The sequence below is a fragment of the Paracoccus gahaiensis genome (genome assembly GCF_005048225.1).
Taxonomy (GTDB): Bacteria; Pseudomonadota; Alphaproteobacteria; order Rhodobacterales; family Rhodobacteraceae; genus Paracoccus; species Paracoccus gahaiensis.
This window is the reverse complement of sequence record NZ_SUNI01000002.1, coordinates 58,797-83,468: the sequence shown is the minus strand read 5'-3', so window position 1 is coordinate 83,468 and position 24,672 is coordinate 58,797. Positions and strand designations below refer to the sequence as shown.

General features: G+C 67.8%; 20 protein-coding genes. 10 read left to right on the top strand and 10 right to left on the bottom strand.

Annotated features, from left to right (window positions below; genetic code table 11):
- From FA743_RS03470 to FA743_RS03450, 5 genes are all read right to left on the bottom strand, one after another.
- Nucleotides 1–1,782 (bottom strand): gamma-glutamyltransferase family protein, encoded by a 1,782-nt coding sequence (locus FA743_RS03470; protein ID WP_136884495.1) that lies wholly within the window; start codon nt 1,780–1,782, stop codon nt 1–3.
- Between the two features lie 18 nt (nt 1,783–1,800).
- A complete protein-coding gene (locus tag FA743_RS03465) occupies nt 1,801–2,673 on the bottom strand; it encodes an ABC transporter permease (protein WP_136884494.1) in 873 nt (290 codons plus the stop codon).
- Nucleotides 2,670–3,617 (bottom strand): ABC transporter permease, encoded by a 948-nt coding sequence (locus FA743_RS03460; protein WP_136884493.1) that lies wholly within the window; start codon nt 3,615–3,617, stop codon nt 2,670–2,672. Before FA743_RS03460 ends, FA743_RS03465 begins: the two co-directional genes overlap by 4 nt.
- A gap of 68 nt (nt 3,618–3,685) precedes the next feature.
- Complete coding sequence (locus FA743_RS03455) at nt 3,686–5,194, bottom strand: ABC transporter substrate-binding protein (protein WP_136884492.1); 1,509 nt, start codon at nt 5,192–5,194, stop codon at nt 3,686–3,688.
- Nucleotides 5,195–5,226: 32 nt separating this feature from the next.
- Nucleotides 5,227–5,997, bottom strand: a complete 771-nt coding sequence (locus FA743_RS03450; RefSeq protein ID WP_211242187.1) for a FadR/GntR family transcriptional regulator — start codon at nt 5,995–5,997, stop codon at nt 5,227–5,229.
- 405 nt (nt 5,998–6,402) lie between these two features.
- Between FA743_RS03450 and FA743_RS03445 the strand changes: the two genes are divergently transcribed.
- The 5 genes from FA743_RS03445 to hspQ all read left to right on the top strand — a co-directional run bounded on the left by FA743_RS03445 (nt 6,403) and on the right by hspQ (nt 12,269).
- The gene (locus tag FA743_RS03445) at nt 6,403–7,908 is read left to right on the top strand and encodes an ABC transporter substrate-binding protein (RefSeq protein WP_136884491.1); all 1,506 of its coding nucleotides are present in this window, start codon (nt 6,403–6,405) and stop codon (nt 7,906–7,908) included.
- A gap of 239 nt (nt 7,909–8,147) precedes the next feature.
- A complete protein-coding gene (locus FA743_RS03440) occupies nt 8,148–9,293 on the top strand; it encodes a phosphoserine transaminase (RefSeq protein ID WP_136884490.1) in 1,146 nt (381 codons plus the stop codon).
- Nucleotides 9,294–9,413: 120 nt separating this feature from the next.
- On the top strand, nt 9,414–11,003 hold the full coding sequence (gene serA / locus FA743_RS03435; protein WP_169308755.1) for a phosphoglycerate dehydrogenase: 1,590 nt from the start codon (nt 9,414–9,416) through the stop codon (nt 11,001–11,003).
- A 70-nt stretch (nt 11,004–11,073) separates the two neighbouring features.
- The gene (locus tag FA743_RS03430; protein WP_136884488.1) at nt 11,074–11,796 is read left to right on the top strand and encodes a metallophosphoesterase; all 723 of its coding nucleotides are present in this window, start codon (nt 11,074–11,076) and stop codon (nt 11,794–11,796) included.
- 140 nt (nt 11,797–11,936) lie between these two features.
- On the top strand, nt 11,937–12,269 hold the full coding sequence (gene hspQ / locus FA743_RS03425; protein WP_136884487.1) for a heat shock protein HspQ: 333 nt from the start codon (nt 11,937–11,939) through the stop codon (nt 12,267–12,269).
- A gap of 28 nt (nt 12,270–12,297) precedes the next feature.
- On the opposite strand, the gene FA743_RS03420 is transcribed toward hspQ, so the two are convergent.
- On the bottom strand, nt 12,298–12,807 hold the full coding sequence (locus tag FA743_RS03420) for an ATP-binding protein (RefSeq protein WP_136884486.1): 510 nt from the start codon (nt 12,805–12,807) through the stop codon (nt 12,298–12,300).
- Complete coding sequence (locus FA743_RS03415; RefSeq protein WP_136884485.1) at nt 12,804–13,136, bottom strand: STAS domain-containing protein; 333 nt, start codon at nt 13,134–13,136, stop codon at nt 12,804–12,806. The genes FA743_RS03420 and FA743_RS03415 overlap by 4 nt, the downstream gene beginning before the upstream one ends.
- A 328-nt stretch (nt 13,137–13,464) precedes the next feature.
- Here FA743_RS03415 and FA743_RS03410 point away from each other — a divergent pair, with 328 nt between their 5' ends.
- Genes FA743_RS03410 through FA743_RS03400 form a run of 3 tightly spaced genes read left to right on the top strand, consistent with a single transcriptional unit; the run spans nt 13,465 to nt 16,661 of the window.
- On the top strand, nt 13,465–14,877 hold the full coding sequence (locus FA743_RS03410) for a circularly permuted type 2 ATP-grasp protein (RefSeq protein ID WP_136884484.1): 1,413 nt from the start codon (nt 13,465–13,467) through the stop codon (nt 14,875–14,877).
- Between the two features lie 14 nt (nt 14,878–14,891).
- On the top strand, nt 14,892–15,848 hold the full coding sequence (locus FA743_RS03405; protein WP_136884483.1) for an alpha-E domain-containing protein: 957 nt from the start codon (nt 14,892–14,894) through the stop codon (nt 15,846–15,848).
- 3 nt (nt 15,849–15,851) lie between these two features.
- On the top strand, nt 15,852–16,661 hold the full coding sequence (locus FA743_RS03400) for a transglutaminase family protein (RefSeq protein WP_136884482.1): 810 nt from the start codon (nt 15,852–15,854) through the stop codon (nt 16,659–16,661).
- A gap of 94 nt (nt 16,662–16,755) precedes the next feature.
- Here FA743_RS03400 and FA743_RS03395 read toward each other — a convergent pair whose 3' ends face one another.
- A complete protein-coding gene (locus tag FA743_RS03395) occupies nt 16,756–18,717 on the bottom strand; it encodes a bifunctional 2',3'-cyclic-nucleotide 2'-phosphodiesterase/3'-nucleotidase (protein ID WP_136884481.1) in 1,962 nt (653 codons plus the stop codon).
- A gap of 171 nt (nt 18,718–18,888) precedes the next feature.
- Between FA743_RS03395 and FA743_RS03390 the strand changes: the two genes are divergently transcribed.
- Together FA743_RS03390 and FA743_RS03385 are read left to right on the top strand one after the other, a co-directional pair.
- A complete protein-coding gene (locus FA743_RS03390) occupies nt 18,889–19,614 on the top strand; it encodes a proteasome-type protease (RefSeq protein ID WP_136884713.1) in 726 nt (241 codons plus the stop codon).
- Nucleotides 19,615–19,796: 182 nt separating this feature from the next.
- Nucleotides 19,797–22,061, top strand: coding sequence for an NADP-dependent malic enzyme (locus tag FA743_RS03385; protein WP_136884712.1), 2,265 nt, complete (start codon nt 19,797–19,799; stop codon nt 22,059–22,061).
- 75 nt (nt 22,062–22,136) lie between these two features.
- Here FA743_RS03385 and trhO read toward each other — a convergent pair whose 3' ends face one another.
- On the bottom strand, nt 22,137–23,012 hold the full coding sequence (trhO, locus tag FA743_RS03380; RefSeq protein WP_136884480.1) for an oxygen-dependent tRNA uridine(34) hydroxylase TrhO: 876 nt from the start codon (nt 23,010–23,012) through the stop codon (nt 22,137–22,139).
- 40 nt (nt 23,013–23,052) lie between these two features.
- Nucleotides 23,053–24,648: an SLC13 family permease gene (locus FA743_RS03375; protein ID WP_211242186.1), complete on the bottom strand. Its 1,596-nt coding sequence runs from the start codon at nt 24,646–24,648 to the stop codon at nt 23,053–23,055.
- Nucleotides 24,649–24,672 lie beyond the last annotated feature (24 nt).

Genomic DNA, 24,672 nt, shown 5'->3' with positions numbered 1-24,672 from the left:
TCACCTCCCCACCGCATAGGCTTGCATCAGGCGCGGGGTCGCCGCCGCGCGCAGCAGGCCGTCCGCATCGCGACTGGCCGCCGTCAGCCGGCCGATGTCCCATGGGCCGGTGACGGTCACGTCATGGCCGCGCCGGCGCAGCTCGGCGATGGTCGCCTTGCCCACGCGATCCTCGATCAGCATGCCGCCCGGCGCCGCCGTGCGCGGATGGAACGAGGCGGGGAAATGCGTCGAATGGAACAGCGGCGCGTCGATGGCCGCCTGCAGGTTCGGCTCGAAATGGACGTGGCGCAGGAAGAAGACCAGCTGCCACTGGTCCTGCTGATCGCCGCCCGGCGTGCCGAAGGCCAGATGCGGCACGCCGTCGCGCAGCGCCAGCGAGGGCGTCAGGGTCGTGCGCGGACGCCGCCCCGGTTCCAGCGAGGTGGGCAGGCCCGGCTCCAGCCAGAACATCTGCGCCCGGCTGTTCAGGCAGAAGCCCAGATCCGGGATGATGGGCGAGGATTGCAGCCAGCCGCCCGAGGGGGTGGTCGAGACCATGTTCCCCCATTGGTCGATCACGTCGATATGGACCGTGTCGCCGCGCTTTTCCGACAGATGCGCCATGGTCGGCTCGTAGACCGCGCCCTTGCCCATGCCCGCCAGCAGGGCCAGCGTGCGGGCGCGCTGATCCTCGAACCCCGGGACCGTGCCGGGGCGCAGCTCCAGCGAGGCCGTGTCACCGATCAGAGCGCGACGCTCGGCAGCATAGGCGTCCGACAGCAGCGCCTGCATCGGCACCTCATGGCGGTCGGGGTCGCCGTAATAGACCTCGCGGTCGGCATAGGACAGCTTCATCGTCTCGATGACGGTGTGGACGAAATCGGGGCCGTTGGGGTCCATCGCGGCGATGTCGAGCCCCTCAAGGATCTTGAGGCCCTGCAGCAGCACCGGCCCCTGCCCCCAGGGGCCGGTCTTGGCGATGGTCCAGTCGTGATAGCTGGCCCAGGTCGGTTCCTCGGTCGTGGCGCTGTAGCCCGCCATGTCCTCGGCCGTCAGCACGCCGCGATGCTTGCGGCCGCTGCCATCCATCACCTCGGTCGTCTTGCAGAAGCGGTCGATCGCCTCGGCCACGAAGCCGCGATAGAAGGCGTCGCGGGCGGCCTCGATCCCGGCCTCACGGGTGGGCGCGGCCTCCGCCGCCTGGACGATGCGGTCATAGGTATCGGCGAGCACGGGGTTTTTGAACAGCGCATGGGCCTGGGGCGCCTGTCCGCCCGGCAGCCAGGTGGCATGCGAGGTCGGCCATTCGGCTGCGAAGAACTCGGCCAGCCCAGTGATGCTGTCGGCCACGCGGGGCAGCATCGGATGGCCGGCACGGGCATAGTGGATGGCGGGGGCCAGCACCTCGGCCACGCTCATCGTGCCATGGTCGCGCAGCATCAGCATCCAGCCGTCGAAGGCGCCGGGGATGACGGTGGCCAGCAGCCCGTTGCCGGGGATCAGGTCCAGCCCCTCGGCGCGGTAATGCTCGATCGTAGCGCCGGCGGGGGCCGGGCCTTGGGCGCAGATCACCTGCGTCTTGCCGGTCGCCGCCGAATGGATGATCGCGGGCAGGTCGCCTGCCGGGCCGTTCAGATGTGGCTCGACGATCTGCAGCACGAAGCCGGTGGCGACGGCGGCGTCAAAGGCGTTGCCGCCCTTTTCCAGCATGCTCATGCCCACGGCGGTGGCGATCCAGTGGGTCGAGGTGACGACGCCGAAGGTGCCGGCGATCTCGGGGCGGGTGGTGAATTGTGCCATGATGGCTCCTTCGAAAAATCAGTGCTCGCGCGGGTCCAGCGCATCGCGCAGCCCGTCGCCGATCAGGTTGAAGCCGATCACGACCAGAAAGATCGCCGCCCCCGGCCACCAGGCCATCCACGGCGCCTGCGTCAGGAAGTTCTTGGCGACGTTCAGCATCGACCCCCAGCTGGGCGCCGGGGCCTGCTGGCCCAGTCCCAGGAAGGACAGCGAGGCCTCGGCGATGATGGCGGTGGCGACGGTCAGCGTGGCCTGCACGATGATCGGCGGGATGATGTTGGGCAGGATATAGCGGCGCATGATCGCCATGTGGCCCAGCCCGATGGCGCGGGCGCCCTCGACGTAATCCTCGGTCTTGACGGACATGACCTGTGCGCGGGTCAGGCGGATGAAGATCGGCATGGCCGACAGGCCGATGGCGATCATGGCATTGGTCAGGCTGGGGCCCAGGAAGGCGGCCAGCGCGATGGCCATGATCAGGAAGGGCATCGCCAGCAGAGCATCGGTGAAGCGCGAGATGATCGTGTCGGTCCAGCCGCCGAAATAGCCCGCGATCAGCCCGATGGGCACGCCCGAGGCCACCGCGATGACGACCGAGACCACCCCGGCCATCAGGGACGCCTGCGCCCCCCAGATCATCCGCGACAGGATGTCCCGCCCGATCTCGTCCGAGCCCATCGGGTAGTCGGCCGAGGGCGCCAGCCGGATCGCCGTCCAGCTGGTCGCCAGCGGATCGGCGATGGGCAGGATCGGGGCGGCGATGGCCAGCAGGACGAAGAAGGCCACGATGACGCCCCCCACCATGGCCGCGCGGTTGCGGCGGAACTTGGTCCAGAAGCGGCTTTTGGCGCGCGGGGCGGCGGGGGCCAGTTGGGTGTCGACGGCGCTCATAATGCAGCCCTCATCCGGGGGTTCAGAAGGACGCTGAGGACATCCGCGATCAGGTTCATCAGCAGGAAGCCCACGGCGGTGCACAGGACCACGCCCTGCACGACGGCATAGTCGCGGTTGAAGACCGCATCGACGATCAGCTTGCCGAAGCCCGGGATGGTGAAGATCTGTTCGGTCAGCACCGCCCCGGCCAGCAATTCCCCGAACAAGAGCGCGGTCAGGGTGATGACGGGCAGCAGCGCGTTGCGGAACCCGTGCTTCAGGATCACCTCGCGCCGGGTCAGGCCCTTGGCGCGGGCGGTGCGGATGTAATCCGCGCTCATCACGCCCAGCATCGCCGACCGGGTGTGGCGCATCAGCGTCGCGGCCAGCCCGGTGCCCAGCACGAAGGCGGGCATGATCATCGTCTGCAGCGACCGCCACGGATCGACGAAGGGCGATTCATAGCCCGAGGCCGGCAGCCAGCCCAGATTGACCGAGACCAGCAGGATCAGCATGATCCCCAGCCAGAAGTTCGGGATCGACAGGCCCGACAACGCGACGAGGTTCGCGGCCCAGTCCACGGGGGATCCCTTGTTCACGGCGGCGATGATGCCCGTCGGGATGCCGATCAGGGCGGCGAAGATCATCGCCATCACCGCCAGCTGGATCGTCACCGGCAGCTTCTGCGCGATCAGTGCCGAGACCGGCTCTCCGGTGCGCAGCGAGGTGCCGAAATCGCCGGTGACCACGCCCCCCAGCCAGCGCAGGTACTGGATCGGGATCGGCTGGTCCAGGTTCAGGCTGGCGCGGATGCGGGCCAGCGTCTCGGGGTCGCGTTCCTCTCCGGCCATGGCCAGCACGGGGTCGCCCGGCAGCAGGTGCTGCAGGCCGAAGACCAGCATCGACACGATCAGCAGCGTGGGCAGCGCGATCAGCAGGCGCTTGGCGATATAGATCAGCATGGGGGGGGTCCTTTCACCGGTCGGACGGGGGGCACGCGGACGCGCCCCCCGCCAAGGTCGCGCCGGGATCACTCGGCGATGGTGACGTCCTGCAGGCGGATCATCCCGTCGGGCAGCGCCTCGAAGCCTTGGACGCTGTCGTCCAGCGCGAAGATGTAGGTCTGGTGGCCCAGATAGATGACCGGAAGATCCTCGTTCAGGATCACCCCCGCCGCGTCATAGGCGGCCTTGCGGACCTCGGTGTCGGTCGAGGCGCGGGCCTCGTTCAGCAGGCGGTCGACCTCGGGGTTGCAATAGCGCGGATCGTTGATCCCGCCCTCGCAGGTGACGAACTGGTGCAGGTTGCCGTCAGGATCGGGACGCCCCGACCAGTCCGAGCGCGACAGCTGGAAGTTGCCCGCCGTCTGTTCCGACAGCAGCGTGGCGAATTCGGTGGCGCGCAGGGTCACGTCGAACCCGGCCTCGGCCACCATCGCCTGAACGACCTGCATCATCTGGGTGACGACAGGGTTGTTGGCGTGCTGGATCTCGACCGGCATGCGGTCGATGCCCGCCTCGGCCAGAAGCGCGCGGGCGCCTTCGACATCGCGGGCGGGCACCGGCAGGTCGGTGTTGAACCAGGGCGAGGTCGGCGCGAAGGGCTGGTTGCCGGCCCGCGCGGTGCCCTCGAAGACGACCTGGTTCAGCGCCTCACGGTCGATGGCCATGGAAAAGGCCTGCCGCACGCGGGGGTCCTGCCCCATCGGCGTCTCGGACCGCTCGCCATTGCCGAGGTTGAGATAGATGGCCATGTAGCCCAGGCCCACCGTCTCCTGCATGGTCAGCCCGCTGTTCTGACTGACCGAGGCCACGTCGGGGGCGGCCAGCCGCTCGATCATGTCCAGCTCGCCCGAGCGCAGGTTGGCCAGGCGCACGGTCGTGTCGGGGATCGGCAGATAGGTGACGCGGTCGAGATGGATGCGGTCGGCGTCGTAATAATCCTCGAACTTCTCCAGCACGATGCGGTCCTGCTGGATGCGCTCGACAAAGCGGAAGGGGCCCGAACAGACCGGGTTCTGGCCGAAATCGGCGCCGGCCTCCTCGGCCGCGGTGGGGGACATCATCATCCCCGCCCGGTCCGACAGCTGCGCCACCAGCGAGGCATCGGGCGCGGTCAGCGTGAAGGTGACCTGCATCGGTCCCGTCGCCGCGATGCTGTCGACCGAGGACAGCTCGGACTTGCGGCGCGATTCCTCCAGCGTCATCGAGCGGGTGATGTTGGCCACCACCGCCTCGGCGTCGAAGGCGGTGCCGTCATGGAAGACCACGCCGTCGCGCAGGTTCATCACCAGCTCCAGCCCGTCGTCGGAATAGGCCCAGTCCGTGGCCAGCATGGGAATGATGTTCGCCTCGCCGTCCAGATCGACCAGCTTGTCGCAGAGGCCCGCATAGACGATGCGGCCCACGAAGGTGCGCGACTGGTCGGGATCGAGGATGTCGGCATCGTCCTGCAGCCCGATGCGCATCTCTTGCGCGGCGGCGGGCAGGGCGGTCAGAAGCGCGCTCAGCGCGGTGGCGGTCAACAGAAATCGGGTCATGATGTCTTCCTGTGGGGTGGGGCCTTGGGGGGTCAGGCGTTGGCCGGTTGTCCCGGCTCTGGGATTGCGAAGGGGGCGGCATCGGCATCGGCGGAACCGAGGCGGATCAGCTTTTCCTGGATGCTGAACAGATGCACCCGCATCTGCTCGGCGGCACCCTGCGGGTCGCGGGCGGCGATGGCCTCGACGATGGCGCGATGCTGGGCCACGGGCAGCGCATGGCCCGCCAGCCCGCCCCGCGCCCGTTCGCGCACCGCCTGCCAGGCGGCGTCCTGGCGCACCTGGTTCACGATGTCGAACAGCGACAGGAACAGCGCATTGCCTGCGGCCTCGGCGATCTGGCGGTGCAGCGCGCCGTCCCACAGCTCGCCCTCGTCGGCGTCCCGGCATTGCGCGATGCGGTCCGACAGCTCGAACATGCGGGCGATCTGGCCGGGCTTGCCGCGCAGGGCGGCCAGCGCGGCCAGCTGCGGTTCCAGCCGCAGCCGGACCTCCATGATCTCGAAGAAATCGGTGGCGCCGATCAGCGCGTCGCGGGTCACGGGCTGGGCGGGCGCGCTGCCGATGAAGGTGCCCGCGCCCTGCCGGCGGGTGATCCGGCCCTCGTTCTCCAGCATCTCCAGCGCGCGGCGGACGGCGCGGCGCCCGACGCCCATTTCCTCAGCCAGCTGGCGTTCGGTGGGCAGGCGGCTGCCCTGCTGGGCGCCCTGCGCCTCGATATAGCTGCGCAGCTGCGCCAGCGCATAGGTCGAGGTCGCGCTGCCCTCGGCCTGGATCGCCTCGTCATCCGAAAAAGCCATCATGCCCGAACCAATCTTGATTTGGTTCAAAGTGCCACAGATTCGTGACATTGCAAGGCTTCTGCCGGGGCATGGTCCCCGGGGCCGGATTTCGGCGACTTCGCGGGGTGCGTTGGCCGAACAGCCCCGTCCAGCCGCACCTCAGAAAATGAACCATTTCAACAAAATGGTTTGTCTCCTGCCGCGCGATCGAACGGATTGCCCACAGGACAGGCAATGTGCGGATACCATGCCCTGAAGCGACCCGCATTCCCCCATGAACTCGGCGCGATGGCCTCTGGCCCGCAGGGCAAGGTTGCCAGAGACGCCGTGCAGATCCTAGGGTGAACCAATGACAAGTGGTTCCGCCGCGCAGCCCGTTGCGATGGGGATACCGATCAAGGACAAGAAACCAACTGGGAGACCCTGATGAAACTCACCACCTTCATGGCCACCGCCCTGGGCACCGTCGCCTTCGGCAGCATGGCCGCCGCCACCGACCTGCGCATCGGCCTGAACGAGGACCCGGATTCGCTGGATCCGGCGCAGTCGCGCACCTTCGTGTCCTCGCTGGTCTATGAACAGCTCTGCGACCGGCTGTTCAACACCAATGCCGACATGGAGATCATCCCCGAACTGGCCACCGAATGGGAGTGGGCCGAGGATGGGATGTCGCTGACGATCATGCTGCGCGAGGGGGTGACCCATCACGACGGCACGCCCTTCAACGCGGACTCGGCCCGGCGCGTGCTGGAGCGCAACATGACCCTGCCCGAAAGCCGCCGCCGGGGCGAGCTGTCCTCGATCGCCTCGGTCGAGGCCACGGGCGATCACGAGCTGACGATTACCCTGAACACCGCCGATGTGACCCTGCTGGCGCAGCTGGCCCATCACGCGGGCCGCATGTATTCCCCCGATGCCGCCGACGCGGCGGGCGCGGATTTCGGCCGCAATCTGGTCTGTTCCGGCCCCTATTCCTTCGTCGAGCGGGTCGAGGGCGACCGCATCGTGCTGGAGAAGTTCGCCGATCACTGGGAGGCCGACGAATACCACTATGACCGCGTGATCTATCTGCCGATCCCCGACACGACCGTGCGTCTGGCCAATGTCCGCTCGGGCGACATGGACATCATCGAACGCACCGCGCCCGCCGACGTGCCCTCGATCCGCGAGGACAGCCGCCTGCAACTGTTCGAGGTGGCCAATATCGGCTATCAGGGCATCACCATCAACGTGGGCAACGGCGCGCGTGCCGAAGGGCCGCTTGGATCGGATGCGCGGGTGCGTCAGGCCCTGTCGCTGTCCATCGACCGCGAGGCGCTGAACCAGGTCGTCTTCGAGGGCCAGTATGTGCCGGGCAACCAATGGGCCGCGCCGGGCTCGTTCTATTACGACGAAACCGATCCGATCCCGGCCCGCGATCCCGAGGCCGCCCGCGCGTTGCTGACCGAGGCCGGCGTCGAGACCCCCGTGCGCGTCGAGATGCAGATCGGCAACAACCCCATCGCCCAGCAGGTGGGCCAGGTGATCCAGGCCATGGCCTCGGAAACCGGCTTCGAGATCTCGCTGCGCGCGACCGAGTTCGCCACGCTGCTGGCCGAGAATGTCGCGGGCAATTTCGACATGTCGCTGCAGGGCTGGTCGGGCCGGATCGACCCGGATGCCAACATCACTCCCTTCGTGGGCAGCGACGGCGCCAACAACGACCAGCATTACCGCAATGTCGAGATCGACGCCCTGCTGGCCCAGGCCCGGTCCGAGCCCGACCCCGCGGCCCGCAAGGCGCTGTACGACCAGACACGCGAGATCCTGAAGGCGGACCTACCCTTGGTCTATCTGTACCACATCAAGTATTTCTACACGATGCGGCAGGGGATCGAAGGCTTCGAGCCCTATGCCGACGGCATCATCCGCCTGCGCGGCGTGTCGGGCTGACCCCTCGCCCCTCCCCGCCCGGGGGAGGGGCGGGCGTTTCGGTCCAAAGCCTGTGCCTGCTCCCCGGTCGCCTCCGCGCGCCGGGGAGTTTGCGTTGGGGGAAAGCCCCGTTCCGAACGACAAGGTGCGAACCATCGCGGCCCGGCGCGACGGGGCTTGCGGGATATCTTGCAAGGGCGTATGTCCCGGGATGGGACACCCCTCCCCAACGAGGGGCTAATAGCTGGAAGGCTAGCCATATGACCGATCTTCCGATCCCGGCCGCGCGGCCGGAAAATCCGCGTTTTTCCTCGGGCCCCTGTGCCAAGATCCCCCATTACTCGCTGGACATGCTGTCGGACGCGCCGCTTGGCCGCTCGCATCGCGCCGCTGTCGGCAAGGCCAAGCTGGCCTTGGCCATCGACCAGACCCGCGAGGTCCTGGGCGTGCCCGAGGATTACCGCATCGGCATCGTGCCCGGCTCGGATACCGGCGCGGTCGAGATGGCGATGTGGACGATGCTGGGCCAGCGCCCGGTCGAGATGCTGGCCTGGGAGAGCTTCGGCGAGGGCTGGGTGACCGACGCGGTCAAGCAGCTGAAGCTGGACGCCACCGTGCGTACCGCCGATTACGGAAAGATCGTCGATCTGGCCGAGGTGGATTTCGACAAGGATGTCGTCTTCACCTGGAACGGCACGACCTCGGGCGTGCGGGTGCCCAATGGCGATGCGATCCCCGCCGACCGCGCGGGCCTGACCATCTGCGACGCGACCAGCGCGGCCTTTGCCATGGACCTGCCTTGGGACAAGCTGGATGTGGTGACCTTCAGCTGGCAGAAGGTGCTGGGCGGAGAGGGCGCGCATGGCGTGCTGATCCTGTCCCCCCGCGCCGTCGAACGGCTGGAGAGCTATACCCCCGCCTGGCCGCTGCCCAAGATCTTCCGCATGACCAAGGGCGGCAAGCTGATCGAGGGCATCTTCAAGGGCGAGACGATCAACACGCCCTCGATGCTGGCGGTCGAGGATTACCTGGTGGCGCTGACCTGGGCGCAGGGCCTGGGCGGGCTGCCGGCGCTGATCGCGCGGGCAAATGCCAATGCGGGCGCCGTGCGGGACTTCATCGCCGACAAGGACTGGATCGCCGATCTGGCCGAGGATCCGGCGACGGGCTCGACCACCTCGGTCTGTCTGAAGTTCACCGACCCGGCGATCCGGGACGGCGCGGGTTTCGCCAAGGCGGTGGCCAAGCGTCTGGAGGCCCAGGGGGTCGCGCTGGATGCGGGCGCCTATCGTGACGCGCCGGCGGGACTGCGGATCTGGTGCGGCTCGACCGTCGAGACGGCGGATGTCGCGGCGCTGATGCCCTGGATCGAATGGGCCTATCGCAGCGAACTGGCCGCGCAGTAATTTTGCGTCCCGCGATGGCCGGGGGACTTTGCGTCCCCCGGACCCCCTGCAGGATATTTTTCCCAAGATGAAAGCGCTGCGAGGCCATGTGTGCCCGGCGCCGTGCAAAGGATGACTGACATGCCGAAGGTTCTCGTGTCCGACAAGCTGTCGGAAACCGCCGTCCAGATCTTTCGCGATCGGGGCGTCGAGGTGGATTACCTGCCCGATCTGGGCAAGGACAAGGAGAAGCTGGCCGAGGTGATCGGGCAGTATGACGGGCTGGCGATCCGCTCGGCCACCAAGGTCACCGAGAAGCTGCTGGAGGCCGCGACCAACCTGAAGGTGATCGGGCGCGCCGGCATCGGGGTCGACAATGTCGACATCCCGGCGGCCAGCAAGAAGGGCGTCATCGTGATGAACACGCCTTTCGGTAACAGCGTCACCACCGCCGAACATGCCATCGCGATGATGTTCGCGGTGGCGCGGCAGCTGCCCGAGGCCAGCGTCAGCACCCATGCCGGCAAGTGGGAGAAGAACCGCTTCATGGGGGTCGAGCTGTTCAACAAGACGCTTGGCGTGATCGGCGCGGGCAATATCGGCGGGATCGTCATCGACCGCGCCCTGGGGCTGCACATGAAGGTGCTGGCCTATGATCCCTTCCTGTCCGAAGACCGGGCGCGCGAGTTGGGCGTGACCAAGGTCGAGCTGGACGACCTGCTGGGCCGGGCCGATTTCATCACCTTCCACGTGCCCCTGACCGACAAGACCCGCAACATCCTGTCGCGCGAGGCGATCGCCAAGCTGAAGCCGGGCGTGCGGATCATCAACTGCGCACGCGGCGGACTGGTCGACGAGGAGGCCCTGGCCGAGGCTTTGAAGGACGGGCGCGTGGCCGGCGCCGCCTTCGACGTGTTCGCGGTCGAGCCCGCCACGGACAGCCCGCTGTTCAACCTGCCCAATGTCGTCGTGACCCCGCATCTGGGCGCCGCCACCACCGAGGCGCAGGAGAATGTCGCCCTGCAGGTGGCCGAGCAGATGTCGGACTATCTGCTGACGGGCGCGGTGCAGAACGCGCTGAACATGCCTTCGGTCACCGCCGAGGAGGCGTCCGTGATGGGCCCGTGGATCAAGCTGGCCGCGCATCTGGGCGCCTTCGTGGGCCAGATGACCGACGAGCCGATCAAGGCGATCAACGTCCTCTATGACGGCGTCGTGTCCGAGATGAACCTCAACGCGCTGAACGCCGCCGTCATCGCGGGCGTGATGAAGGCCAGCAATCCGGACGTGAACATGGTCTCGGCCCCGGTCATGGCGAAGGAGCGGGGCGTGCAGGTCTCGACCACGCGGCAGGACAAGGCCGGCGTCTACGAGGGCTATATCAAGCTGACCTGCGTGACCGAGACGCGCGAGCGGTCCATCGCGGGCACGGTGTTCAGCGACGGCAAGCCGCGCTTCATCCAGATCCGCGGCATCAATGTCGATGCCGAAGTGGGAAGCCACATGCTGTACACCCGCAACAAGGACGTGCCCGGCGTGATCGGCGCCCTGGGGATGACCTTGGGCGATCTGGGCGTGAACATCGCGAACTTCACCCTGGGCCGCGCGGCCAATGGCACGGATGCCATCGCCATCCTCTATCTGGACGAGGCGATCGGCGACGACGCCCTGTCCGCGCTGGAGGCGACCGGCAAGTTCCTGCAGGCGCGCCGGCTGCAATTCGAGGTTTGACCTCGGCGCCGCACGCCCCTACCCAAGGGGCGTGCGGACCCTTTCGACGCATGCCACGGCCAGGTGACAGATGCGACTTTACGCGATCGGCGACATTCACGGACAGCTGGACCTGCTGAAGGCGGCGCATGAGCGGATCTTCGACGATGGCGGGCGCGATGCGGTCATCGCCCATGTCGGCGACCTGATCGACCGCGGTCCCGATTCGCGCGGCGTGGTCGAGCATCTGCTGCGCGGGCAGCGCGCGGGGCGTCCCTGGATCGTGACGCGGGGCAATCACGACCGCTTCCTGCCCGCCTTCCTGAGAACGCCCGACTGGATCGATCCCGGCCTGTCCTCGGGGCAGCATTGGGTGGATCATCCGGGCCTGGGGGCCGGGGCCACGCTGCGCTCCTATGGTGTCGATCCCGACCAGCCGCGCGCGGCGGTGCTGAAGGCGGCGCGCCGCGCGGTGCCCGCCGATCACGCGCAGTTCCTGGCCGCCCTGCCGCTGTGGTACCTGCATCCGCTGGCGCTGGTGGTGCATGCGGGGATCCGGCCCGGCATCGACCTGCAGCATCAGGCCGAGGACGATCTGGTCTGGATCCGCGAGGGATTCCTGGACTGTCCCGCCGATTTCGGGGTGCTGGTGGTGCATGGCCATACCGCGCTGGACCGGCCGACGCGCCACGCCAACCGGCTGAACCTGGATGGCGGGGCCGCCTATGGCCGGCCGCTGTCCGCCGCGGTGATCGAGCCCGGCGCCGTGCATCTGCTGACCGATCACGGCCGCCACCCCCTGCCCGTCGAATGACCTGATCCCCGTTTGCCGCGCCGGCAGGAGGGTGTGGCGCGCAGGGATCCGGCCCCCGTTGTGGACAGAATCGATGTGGCGCGCTAGACACCGCGCTGTTGCGCGCAGGATCGCGGATCGCGAGAAAAGGAAGCCCCCGGATGCAGAGCCAGAGCCGCCAAGCGAAGTACAGCCTGGGACAGGTCGTGCGCCATCGCTCGCGGCCCTTTCGCGGGGTGATCTTCGACGTCGATCCCGAATTTGCCAATACCGAGGAATGGTACGCCTCGATCCCCGAGGAGTCGCGCCCCTCCAGGGACCAGCCCTTCTATCACCTGCTGGCCGAGACCGAGGCGACCTATTATGTGGCCTATGTGTCCGAGCAGAACCTGGAGCCCGATGCGTCGGGCGAGCCGCTGGACCATCCGGAACTGGCCGACCGGTTCGGCGCCTTCGAGGATGGGCGCTATTTCCCCTCCGGTCCGGTGAACTGAGGACGGCGGAAGGCCGCAGCATGGCCGGTCACTCTGCCTCGGGCAGGGCAAAAGGCAGGCTGAAGGCCAGGTAGTTCCGGCTGTCCTCGCGGTAATAGCACAGCGCCTGCGTCAGATCCTGGATCAGGAACCAGCCGAAGCCGCCCTCGGGCAGATCGCCCGGGACCAGCGCGGGCAGGCTGCGCGGCAGGATGCAGCCCTCGGGCAGCGAGATGCCGTCATCGGTCAGCGCGCAGGCCAGCCCGCCATCATGGCGCACGATGCACAGATGGATCACCGGCGATCGGCCCGGATCCGGGGTCGGGTCCGGGACCTCGTGGGGGGCATGTTCGGTGACATTGTTCATCACCTCGGCCAGCACCAGTTCCAGCCGGCCGAGCGTGTCTTCGCAGACCTCGGGCAGGAAGCGCTGGCGCACGTCCTGCAGCGCGGCGCGCACCGTGGCGGGGTTGGCATCCAGAACGCGGTGGAACATCGGCTGCGCCCGGCATCTGCCGAAGCAGCCGATGTCGGGGTTGGACCGTCCGGTGGGGATCATGCATCGGGCTCCTTCTGAGGGGGCGGGGGCTGCAGGTCGAAGACGCTATCCATCCGGGTCAGCCGGAAGACGCGTTCGACATTGGGGGTCAGCGCCGACAGGACCATCGCCAGATGCTCGGGCAGGCTCTTGCGGACGGCGATCATCGCCCCCAGCCCCGAGCTGTCCATGAAATCGACCGCCGCCATGTCCAGCCGCACGGGCTTGCGGCAGGGGGCCACGATTTCCCGCAGCTTGTCCTTGAACGGCGTGGCGATCGCCGCGTCGATGCGTGTGTCCAGCACCTTGATGTGCAGATGGGTGTCGGCATCCTCGACGATGAACTGCATGCGGGGTCCTTCCTTGCGCGTGTCCCTCACCGCTAGCGGCGAAAGGTTGCGATCCGGTTAGCGCTCAGGACCAACCGGGCAGAAACCGGCGAAGAACCCTGCATCTCGGATCCTGCCCCGGTCCCCGGTCGCGGGCGTGGAGCTAACAAAAGTTGCACAATCTTTCAGCAGCGCCCCCGGGACAGCGCGAGATCGCCCGCACCCCCTGCCCAAGGATGCGGAACTAACAGGCAACGGCTCCGGTTCTTCTGTGGACATCGCGGAACCGGGCGCGGATCATCAAGGTCACAGAACAGCCCGGACGGACGATGTGCCACAGAATGGGGGGATGATGAGTTATTACAACGAGATGTTCGAAGGCGACCGCGTGCGCGATCCCTATGCCCGGCTGCGGGACTGGGTCGAGACGATGCCCGACGATTTCCGCCAGATGAAGCAGGCCGAGGCCGAGGCGCTGTTCCGGCGCATCGGCATCACCTTCGCCGTCTATGGCGAGGGCGGCGATCCGGACCGCCTGATCCCCTTCGACATGATGCCCCGCGTCTTCGAGCAGGCCGAATGGCGGCGGCTGGAGCGCGGCATCAAGCAGCGCGCCCGGGCCTTGAACGCCTTCCTGCGCGACGTCTATGGCCGCGGCGAGATCATCCGCGCCGGCCGCATCCCCGCACGCCTCGTCTATCAGAACGAGGCCTACGAGAAGTCGGTCGTGGGCGTCGTCCCGCCGCGCGGCATCTATTCCCACATCATCGGCATCGACCTCGTGCGCACCGCCAAGGACGAGTTCTACGTGCTGGAGGACAACTGCCGCACGCCGTCCGGCGTCAGCTACATGCTGGAAAACCGCGAGATCATGATGCGCATGTTCCCGCAGCTGTTCCGCAACAACCGGATCGAGCCGGTGGACCAGTATCCCGACCTGCTGCGCCGCACGCTGGAATCGGTGGCGCCCGCCAAGTGCAGCGACCGCCCCACCTGCGTGATCCTGACGCCGGGCCATTACAACAGCGCCTATTACGAGCACAGCTTCCTGGCCAACCTGATGGGCGTCGAACTGGTCGAGGGGCAGGATCTGTTCGTCGACGGCGAGTTCGTCTACATGCGCACCACCACCGGGCCCAAGCGCGTCGACGTGATCTATCGCCGGATCGACGACCCCTATCTGGACCCGCTGTGCTTCCGCCCCGATTCGATGCTGGGCATCCCGGGGCTGATGGATGTCTATCGCTCGGGCGGGGTGTCGATCTGTTCGGCGCCGGGCGCGGGCGTGGCCGACGACAAGGCCATCTACACCTTCGTCCCCGAAATGATCCGCTTCTACCTGGGCGAGGAACCGATCCTGAACAACGTCCAGACCTGGACGCTGTGGAAGGACGACGACTATCGCTATGTCATGGAACATCTGCCCGAGCTGGTGGTGAAGGAGGTCCATGGATCGGGCGGCTACGGCATGCTGGTCGGTCCGAAATCCACCACCGAGGAAATCGAGACCTTCCGCCTCAAGATCCAGGCCAACCCGTCGAACTACATCGCCCAGCCCACGCTGGCCCTGTCCACCTGCCCCACCTTCGTCGAGGAGGGGATCGCGCCCCGCCATGTCGACCTGCGACCCTATTGCCTCTGCGGCGACCGGATCGAGCTGGTGCCGGGCGGGCTGACCCGCGTGGCGCTGCGCGACGGCAGCCTGGTCGTGAATTCCTCGCAGGGCGGGGGCGTCAAGGACACCTGGGTCCTGTCCGAATGAGAGGGGGAGCCACAATGCTCAGCCGCACCGCGTCGAACCTGTTCTGGATGGGCCGCAACCTGGAACGGGCCGAGACCGCCGCCCGCCTGCTGGACGTGGGCCAGCGGATCACGCTGCTGCCCAATACCGAGCTGGGCTATCAGAACGAATGGAACTCGCTGCTGCAGGCCTCGGGCAGTTCGGACCTGTTCCGCGAGAAATACGGCGACATCACCCAGGAGAACATCGAGGAGTTCATCTTCTTCGACCGCGCCAACCCCTCCTCGGTGGCCAGCTGCCTGGAAAAGGCCCGCGAATCGGGACGCATCGTGCGCACCGCCCTGACCAGCCAGGTCTGGGACGCGCTGAACGTGTCCTATCAGGAGTTGCGCAAGATCGAGCGCCTGCCCCGCTCCAAGCTGGACACGGCCTCGCTGACCGATTTCACCACCGGCCACACCTCGACCGTGCGCGGTGCGATCAATGCGACGCAGCTTCGCAACGACGGCTGGCATTTCATGAACCTGGGCTATGGTCTGGAACGGGCGGATGCCACGGCCCGCCTCCTGGACGTGAAATACTTCGTCCTGCTGCCGCGCATCGAATTCGTGGGCTCGGGCCTCGACACCTATCAATGGCAGGTGATCCTGCGCGCGCTGTCCGCGCACCGGGCCTATCACTGGGCCTATGGCGGCGACATCACCGCGGGACAGGTGGCCGATTTCCTGATCCTGAACGGCGAATCCCCCCGCGCGCTGATCACCTCGCTCTACGAGACGGTCTGGCATCTCGAGGGGCTGGCACGGCGCTATGGCGACGGGGTGCCGGTCTCGGCCCGCGACAAGGCGCGCGAGGTGCTGACCGCGCTGCAGGCCCGCGACATCGAGATGATCTTCGACGAGGGGCTGCACGAATTCCTCAGCTGGTTCATCCGCGAACTGGGCGAGATCTCGAACCTGGTGCACCAGGATTACCTGCTGGGAGGGGCGTGAGCCATGAAGCTGCGCATTTCGCACGAAACCGTCTATCGCTACGACCAGCCGATCCGCAATCTGGTGCAAAGCCTGCGCCTGACCCCCTCGGTCTTCGAAGGGCAGAAGGTGCACTCCTGGACGATCGACGTGTCGGGCGGCATCCGGGGCCCGGGATTTCGCGACGGCGCCGGCGACTGGATCGAGGGCTGGACCGTGCGCGGCCCGGTCGATCACGTGACCATCCGCATCGACGGGCGCATCGACACGCGCGACATGGCGGGCGTGCTGCGCGGCCATCGCGAGATGATCAATCCGCTGACCTATCTGCGCGACACCTCGGTCACCCGCCCCGACCCGGCGCTGCGCGACCTGGCCTTCGGCATCACCGGCACGACCGACCAGCTGGACTTGGCGCACAAGCTGTCGGCGGCGGTCAGCGACCGCATCGCCTTCCGCCCCGGCGTCACCCAGACCGGCACTACCGCCGCCCAGGCCCTGGCCCTGGGCGAGGGCGTCTGTCAGGACCACACCCATGCACTGACGGCGCTGGCGCGCCTGCGCGGCCTGCCCGCCCGCTACGTCTCGGGCTATCTGCATTCGACCATCGACGGGCAGGCCCATGACGCCGCCCATGCCTGGGCCGAGATCCAGGTCGAGGGGCTGGGCTGGATCGGCTTCGACGCGGCCAACCGCTGCTGCCCGGACGAACGCTATGTCCGGCTCGGCTCGGGCCTCGATTCCGCCGACGCCGCCCCGATTCGCGGCATCGCCATGGGCACCGGCGCCGAGGAGCTCGATGTCAGCGTCCGCGTCGAGGAAATGCCGCAGTAGACCGGCCTTCCCCTTCATCTTGGCGAAAATATCCCGCGGGGGTCCGGGGGCGCGAAGCCCCCGGACCGGCCACCGTCCCCCCGTCCGGCCTCCGTCACAAGGTGATGCGATAGCGCACGAACCCCTCGGCCGTCTTGCCCGCGGCCTCGATTTGCAGCGCAGTGACATCGTCCAGATAGGCCGCCGCCCCCGGCCCCGTCTCGAACAGGACCGAGGCCCCCTCGATCGGCGCGAATGACCAGTTCCCGTCCGCCGCCGGATCGATGACCCCCTGCTCGACGATATGGCGCACGATCACGTCGCGGTTCGTGTCCGGACCCTCGAAGACGATGGTCGACCCGTCCGCCCCCGGGAACGCCCCGCCACCCGAGGCACGGTAGTTGTTGGTGGCGATGATGAACTCTGCTTCTGGATCGACCGGCTGCCCGTCGAAGGCCAGGTCGGTGATGCGGCTGGCCTCCGGCTCCACGACCGCCCCCTCGCCGTCGAAGCGCGCGGGCTGCGACAGATCGATCCGATAGGTCACCCCGTCGATCACGTCGAAATTGAAGCTGGGAAAGTCGGGGTTCAGCAGCGGCTGGTCCGCCTCGCCCGGAACGATCCGGTTGAAGGCCCCGGCGCTGCGCTCCAGCCAATCCTTGACCTGCGCGCCGGTGACGCGCACCGCGCGGATGGTGTTGGGATACAGATAGAGGTCGGCCACGTTGCGGATCGCGATGTCGCCCGCCGGCACGTCGGTATAATAGTCCGGGCCCCCGCGCCCGCCCGCCTTGAAGGGCGCCGCCGCCGACAGGATCGGCAGCCCCTCATGCGCGGTCCCTGCCAGCATCTGCGCGATGTACCAGCTCTGCGCATTCGAGACGATCTGTACCGAGGGATCATCCGCCACCATCGCGAAATAGCTGTACAGGGGCGCGCTGGTCTGCCCGACCGGGCGGCGCACGTAATCCAGCGTCTCCTGATGCTCGGTCGCCGTCGCCGCCTCGATGGCCGCCACGCTCTCGACCAGGGCCACGACCTCGTTCTCGGCATCGCGCTCGGAAATCGGCCGCGCCTCGACCTCGTGGCTGGCCACCACCCACCCGTCGCCCTGCCGCTGCAGCAGCAGATCGACCAGCCCCATATGCGAGCCCCAGAACCCCGCCATCACCCCGGGCGTGCCGCCGATGGTGCCGGCGGCCACGTCCACGCCCTCGGCCTCCTCGTAATCCGGGCCGGGGAACACCAGATGCGAATGCCCGGTCAGGATGACGTCGATCCCCTCGACCCCGGCCAGCGGGATGGCCGCATTCTCCATCCCCGGTTCGTGCGTGGCCGCGCCGATCCCCGAATGGCACAACGCGATGACCAGATCGACACCCTCGGCGCGCAGCCGGGGCACCCATTCCCCGGCCGCCTCGACGATGTCGCGGGCGGTCACGCGCCTCTCCAGATGGGCGCGGTCCCATTGCATGATCTGCGGCGGCACAAAGCCGATGATGCCGATCCGGATCGGATGGGCCTCGCCCGCCCCGTCGACCAGCTCGCGCTCCAGCACGGCATAGGGCGGCACCAGGGTCGCGCCGCCACCGTCCACGGTCTCGACATTGGCACAGACCACCGGCCAGCCGGCCCCCGCCAGGCTGCGCTCCAGGAACTCCAGCCCATAGTTGAACTCGTGATTGCCAAGCGTGCCGCCGTCATAGCCCAGGGCGTCCATCGCCTGGATGACCGGATGGGACGCCCCCTCGGGCATGCCCCGCTCATAGGCGATGTAATCGCCCATCGGGTTGCCCTGCAGGAAATCGCCATTGTCCAGCAGCAGGCTGTTCGTCGCCTCGGCCCGCACGGCACGGACCAGCGCCGCCGTCCGGGACAGGCCCACCGTGTCGATCGGCCGGTCGGCATAATAGTCGTAGGGCCAGACATGGACGTGCAGGTCGGTCGTCTCCATGATCCGCAGATGCGCCTGCCCCGCCTCGGCCCGGGCGGAATAGGGATGCAGCACCATCAGCGACAGCCCGGCGGCCCCCGATGACAGGAACCCGCGGCGCGACAGGGCAAAGATCTGGGTCATGGTTGTCCTTCCTTGGTGATGGCAGCGGCAGGATGGGCGATTTCCAAGGCCGAGGCGACCCACAGTTTGACGACAGGCGCCCTCCTGCCGCCCCTCCCCCGAAACGAGCGATTGCGCCCCCCGTGCCCCGGTCCTAGTCTTCGCCGGATCGAGAAACGGAAAGACATGCCGATGACCTATTGCGTCGGGCTGAAACTGGATGCCGGGCTGGTGCTGCTGTCGGACACCCGCACCAATGCGGGGCTGGACAACATCTCGTGCTATCGCAAGATGTTCTTCTTCGAGAACCCAGGCGAACGCATCATCACGATCATGACCGCGGGCTCGCTCTCGGTCACCCAGACCACCATCGCGCGCCTCGACGAGGCGATCGAGGACGAGCTGGCCGACGAGACGACCTCGATCCTCAAGGCCCCCACCATGCTGCGCGTCGCCACGATCATCGGCGACACGCTGACCCGCACCCGGCGCGAGATCGCCGAACAGTGCCGCGACCTGAAGCAGCAGGCCTCGGCCAGCATGATCGTGGGCGGGCAGCGCGCCGGCGGCGACATGCGCCTGTTCCTCATCTATCCCGAGGGCAATTTCATCGAGGCGACCGAGGACACCCCCTTCCTGCAGATCGGCGAACACAAATACGGCAAGCCGATCCTCGACCGCGTCGTGACCCCCGCCACCAGCCTGGCGGATGCGCAGAAGGCGGTGCTGCTGTCGATGGATTCGACCCTGCGCTCGAACCTCTCGGTCGGCATGCCGCTGGACATGGCGGTGATCGAACAGGGCGCCTGCGCCGTGACCACCCGCCGCCGCATCCTCGACGGCGACCCCGACTTCGCGCAGATGAGCGCCGCCTGGTCCGCCGCCCTGCGCGACAGCTTCGTCAAGGTCACCCTCTGAGCCCCGGGGCCACCTCCGATTTCATCTTGGCGGAAATATCCCGGGGGAGTCCGAAGGACGGGGGCAGCGCCCCCTCTGCCCCTCCGTCAGCGCCCCCGCCGGGCATGCGCGTTGATGCGGCAGGGATGACGCGCTAAGCAGACGCGACGTAATGCCCAAGGGGGGACCCCATGACCGACAAGATCAGCCGCACCCGCATCACCCCCGAAGAGGCGCTGGCCTATCACATGGAGCCGCGCCCGGGGAAATACGACATCGTCCCCTCGACCCCCATGACCACGCAGCGCGACCTGTCGCTGGCCTATTCGCCCGGCGTCGCGGTGCCCGTGCAGGCCATCGCCGACCGGCCCGAGACCGCCTATGATTACACGACCAAGGGCAACATGGTCGCCGTCATCTCGAACGGCACCGCGATCCTGGGGATGGGCAATCTGGGCGCGCTGGCCTCCAAGCCGGTGATGGAGGGCAAGGCGGTGCTCTTCAAGCGCTTCGCCGACGTGAACGCCATCGACATCGAGCTGGACACCGAGGATGCGGACGAGTTCATCAATGCCGTCAAGCTGATGGGCCCGACCTTCGGGGGCATCAACCTGGAGGACATCAAGGCGCCCGAATGCTTCATCATCGAACAGCGCCTGAAGGAGCTGATGGACATTCCGGTCTTCCATGACGACCAGCACGGCACGGCCGTCATCTGCGCGGCGGGCCTGCTGAACGCGCTGGAGTTGTCGGGGAAAAAGATCGAGGACGTGCGCATCGTCCTCAATGGTGCGGGCGCTGCCGGCATCGCCTGTCTGGAACTGCTGAAATCCATGGGCGCGCGGCATGACAACTGCATCATGTGCGACACCAAGGGCGTGATCTGGCAGGGCCGGACCGAGGGCATGAACCAGTGGAAATCGGCCCATGCGGTGGTGACCGACGCCCGCAGCCTGACCGACGCCATGAAGGGCGCCGACGTGTTCCTGGGCGTCTCGGCCAAGGGCGCCGTCACGCAGGACATGGTTGCCAGCATGGCCGACAACCCGGTGATCTTCGCGATGGCCAATCCCGATCCCGAGATCACCCCCGAAGAGGCCCATGAGGTCCGCCCCGACGCGATCGTGGCCACCGGGCGCAGCGACTATCCCAACCAGGTCAACAACGTCCTGGGCTTTCCCTATCTCTTCCGGGGCGCACTGGACATCCATGCCCGCGCCATCAACGACGAGATGAAGATCGCCTGCGCCGAGGCCCTGGCCGCGCTGGCGCGCGAGGATGTCCCCGACGAGGTCGCCATCGCCTATGGCCGCAAGCTGCAATTCGGGCGCGACTACATCATCCCGACCCCCTTCGACCCGCGCCTGATCCATGTCATCCCGCCAGCCGTCGCCAAGGCGGGCATGGACACCGGCGTGGCCCGCCGCCCGATCATCGACATGGAGGGCTATGTCCAGACGCTGAAGAACCGCATGGACCCGACGGCGGCGATCCTGCAGGGGCTTCATGCCCGCGCCCGGTCCAAGCAGGCCCGGATGATCTTCGCCGAGGGCGACGATCCGCGCGTGCTGCGCGCCGCCGTCGCCTGGCAGCGGGGTGGCATGGGCCAGTCGCTGGTCGTAGGCCGCGAGGCCGAGGTCAAGGCCGAGCTGGAGGCCCTGGGCATGGGCGATGCCTTCCGCGAGATCAGCGTCGTCAACGCCGCCAATACCCGCCACTTGGACAGCTATCACGAGTTCCTGTACCAGCGCCTGCAACGGAAGGGCGTGGACCGCGAGGATGCCTTCAAGCTGGCCAATCGCGACCGCCATGTCTTTGCGGCCCTGATGCTGGCGCATGGGCATGGCGACGGGCTGGTGACCGGGGTGACGCGCAAGAACGCCCCCGTGCTGGCGCAGATCGGGCAGGTCTTCGACGTGCGCCCGCAGGACGGGGCGGTGGGCATCACCGCCGTGCTGCACCGGGGCCGGATCGTGCTGATCGGCGACACGCTGGTCCATGAATGGCCCGAGGCCGAGGATCTGGCCGAGATCGCCACCCGCGGCGCCGCCGTGGCCCGCACCCTTGGGCTGGAGCCGCGCGTGGCCTTCCTGTCCTTCTCGAATTTCGGCTATCCGGTCAGCGAGCGCGCCACCAAGATGTCCGAGGCCGCCCATGTGCTGGACGCGCGCGGGGCGGACTTCGAATACGAGGGCGAGATGACCGTCGATGTGGCGCTGAACATGGAGGCGGCCGCCCGCTATCCCTTCAGCCGCCTGACCGCGCCCGCCAACGTGCTGGTGGTGCCGGCGCGGCATTCGGCCTCGATCTCGGTCAAGCTGCTGCAGGAGATGGCGGGGGCGACAGTGATCGGGCCGATCCTGACCGGGGTGGCGCGGCCCATCCAGATCTGCTCGACCAACTCGACGGTCAGCGACATCCTGAACATGGCGGCCATCGCGGCCGGCGGCGTGGGCGCGCAGGGCTGAGCTCGCAAGGGGGGCTGTCCGCCCCCCGTCGCCTGACGGCGCCTCCCCCCGAGGATATTTAAAGACCCAAGCAGGTCAGGGGAGGCGGTCGACCTGTCTCTGGCGCTCGCGAAAGCGGGCGCGGTCGGCCTCGGTATATTCGTCGGCGCAGCGGTGGCAGCAGGCGCCTTCCTCGTATTCGGGGCGGGCGCGGTCCTCGGGGGCCAGCGGACGGCGGCAGGCATGGCAGAGGCCGTGGCGGCCCGGGGCCAGGCCATGGGTCAGGCTGACGCGCTGGTCGAAGACGAAGCAGTCGCCCTGCCAGGTGCTGTCCTGTTCGGGGATCTCCTCGAGATATTTCAGGATGCCGCCCTGCAGGTGATGGACCTCGGGGACCCCCTGCGACAGCAGGTAGTTCGTCGACTTCTCGCAGCGGATTCCGCCGGTGCAGAACATCGCGATGCGCTTGCCCTGGAAGCGGTGGGCATTGGCGGCCCACCAGGCGGGGAAGTCGCGGAAGCTTTTCGTGCCCGGATCGACGGCGCCCCGGAAGGTGCCTATCTGCACCTCGTAGTCATTCCGGGTGTCGATGACCGCCACGTCGGGGGCGGCGATCAGCGCGTTCCAGTCGGCCGGGGCGACATAGCGGCCCACCCCCGCCACCGGGTCCACGTCGGGCTGGCCCATCGTGACGATCTCGCGCTTGAGGCGGACCTTCATGCGGGCGAAGGGCGGAGTGTCGGCAGCGCTTTCCTTCCAGGTCAGCGCGGCGAAGCCGGGCCAGGCGCGGAGATGGTCCAGCACCGTCAGGATGCCATCGCGCGGGCCGGCGATGGTGCCGTTGATGCCCTCGGGCGCCAGCAGCAGCGTGCCGCACAGGCCCTGCGCCCGGCACAGGGCCAGCAGCGGCGCCTGCCGCGCGGCAGCGTCGGGAAGCCTGGCGAAATGATAGAGCGCGGCGACTGTGGGCATGGGCGCGGCTTTAGACAGCCGCGCCCGCCAAGGCAAGGTCCTAGAAGGTCAGGCCCAGGGCCAGGCCGCCCAGCAGATAGGTCAGCCCGGTGATCAGCAGGATGCCGACGATGTTCAGCACGAAGCCCCCCTTGGCCATCTGCGCGATGGTCACGGTGCCGGTGCCGAAGACGATGGCATTGGGCGGGGTGCCCACCGGCAGCATGAAGGCGCAGGTCGCGGCCAGCGCCGCCGGGATCAGCAGTGTCATCGCATCCGCCCCGATGCCCAGGGCGACGCCGCCCAGGATCGGGATGAAGGTCGCGGCGGTGGCGGTGTTCGAGGTGATCTCGGTCAGGAACAGGATGATCGTGACGACGGACGCCACCAGCAGGATCGTGGGCAGCGAGCCCAGCCCCGTGACCTGCTGGCCGAACCAGCCGTCCAGCCCCGAGGAGGCCACGGCCGAGGCCAGGCTGAGGCCGCCCCCGAACAGCAGCAGCACACCCCAGGGCAGGCCGGCCTCGGCATCCTTCCATTCCAGCACCATCTGGTCGCGGCCCTTGCCGGGCAGCAGGAACATCACCAGACCGGCGCCGATGGCGATGGCGGTGTCGTCCAGGCTGTCCAGCCAGGGGGCGGCGGCGCCGATGGCGGGGATGGTGGCCAGCAGACCCGGCACGATCCACAGGAAGGCGGCGCCCAGGAACACGCCCAGCACCATCCGTTCGCCCTGGCTGAGGGGGCCCAGACCACGGACCTGCTCTTCGATCATCTCGCGCCCGCCGGGGATCTCGGGCAGATCGAAGCGGTAGAGGACCCGGGTCATCAGGAACCACGCGATGATGATGAAGATGAAGGCCAGCGGCGTGCCGAGGATCATCCATTCCAGAAAGCCGATCTCGCGGCCCAGCTCGTCCGAGGCATAGCCCGCGACGATGGCATTGGGCGGGCTGCCCAAGAGCGTGCCCAGGCCCCCCATCGAGGCCGCCCAGGCAATCGACAGCACCAGACAGACCCCGAAGGCGCTGATATTGGGGTCCTTGACGACATCGGTGATCGTCGCGCCGCCCTTCAGCGCATCCTCGGCCGCCGCGCCGTCCTGGCGCGAGCTGCGGTCGACGACCAGCGACAGGACCGACAGGCCGATGGGCAGCATCATCAGCGTGGTGGCGGTGTTGGACACCCACATCGACAGAAAGCCCGTGGCCAGCATCATGCCCAGCACGATCTGGCGCGGCGCGGTGCCCACCTTGCGCAGGGTCAGCAGGGCCACGCGGGTGTGCAGGTGCCATTTCTCCATCGCGATGGCGATCAGGAAGCCGCCCAGGAACAGGAACACGATCGAGCTGGCATAGGGCTGGGTCGCCTGCGCCACGGTCGTCTCGGTCAGGGCGGGGATCAGCACGATGGGCAGAAGGGCGGTGGCCGACAGCGGGATCGCCTCTGTCATCCACCACACGGCCATCAGCGTGCCGACGGCGGCGACGATGCGCGCATCCGCCGACAGGCCCTCCTGCCCGCCCAGCAGGATCCAAACCAGCGCGGCCATGGCCAGACCCACGGCCCGCAGGCCCCAGATCATCCGGGCAGAGCGCGTCGGCGTCTCGTTCTCGTCATATGTGGCGGGATGGTGCAGATCGTCCTTGATGCCCATCGGGTCCTCCCTGGTTTGGCTCAG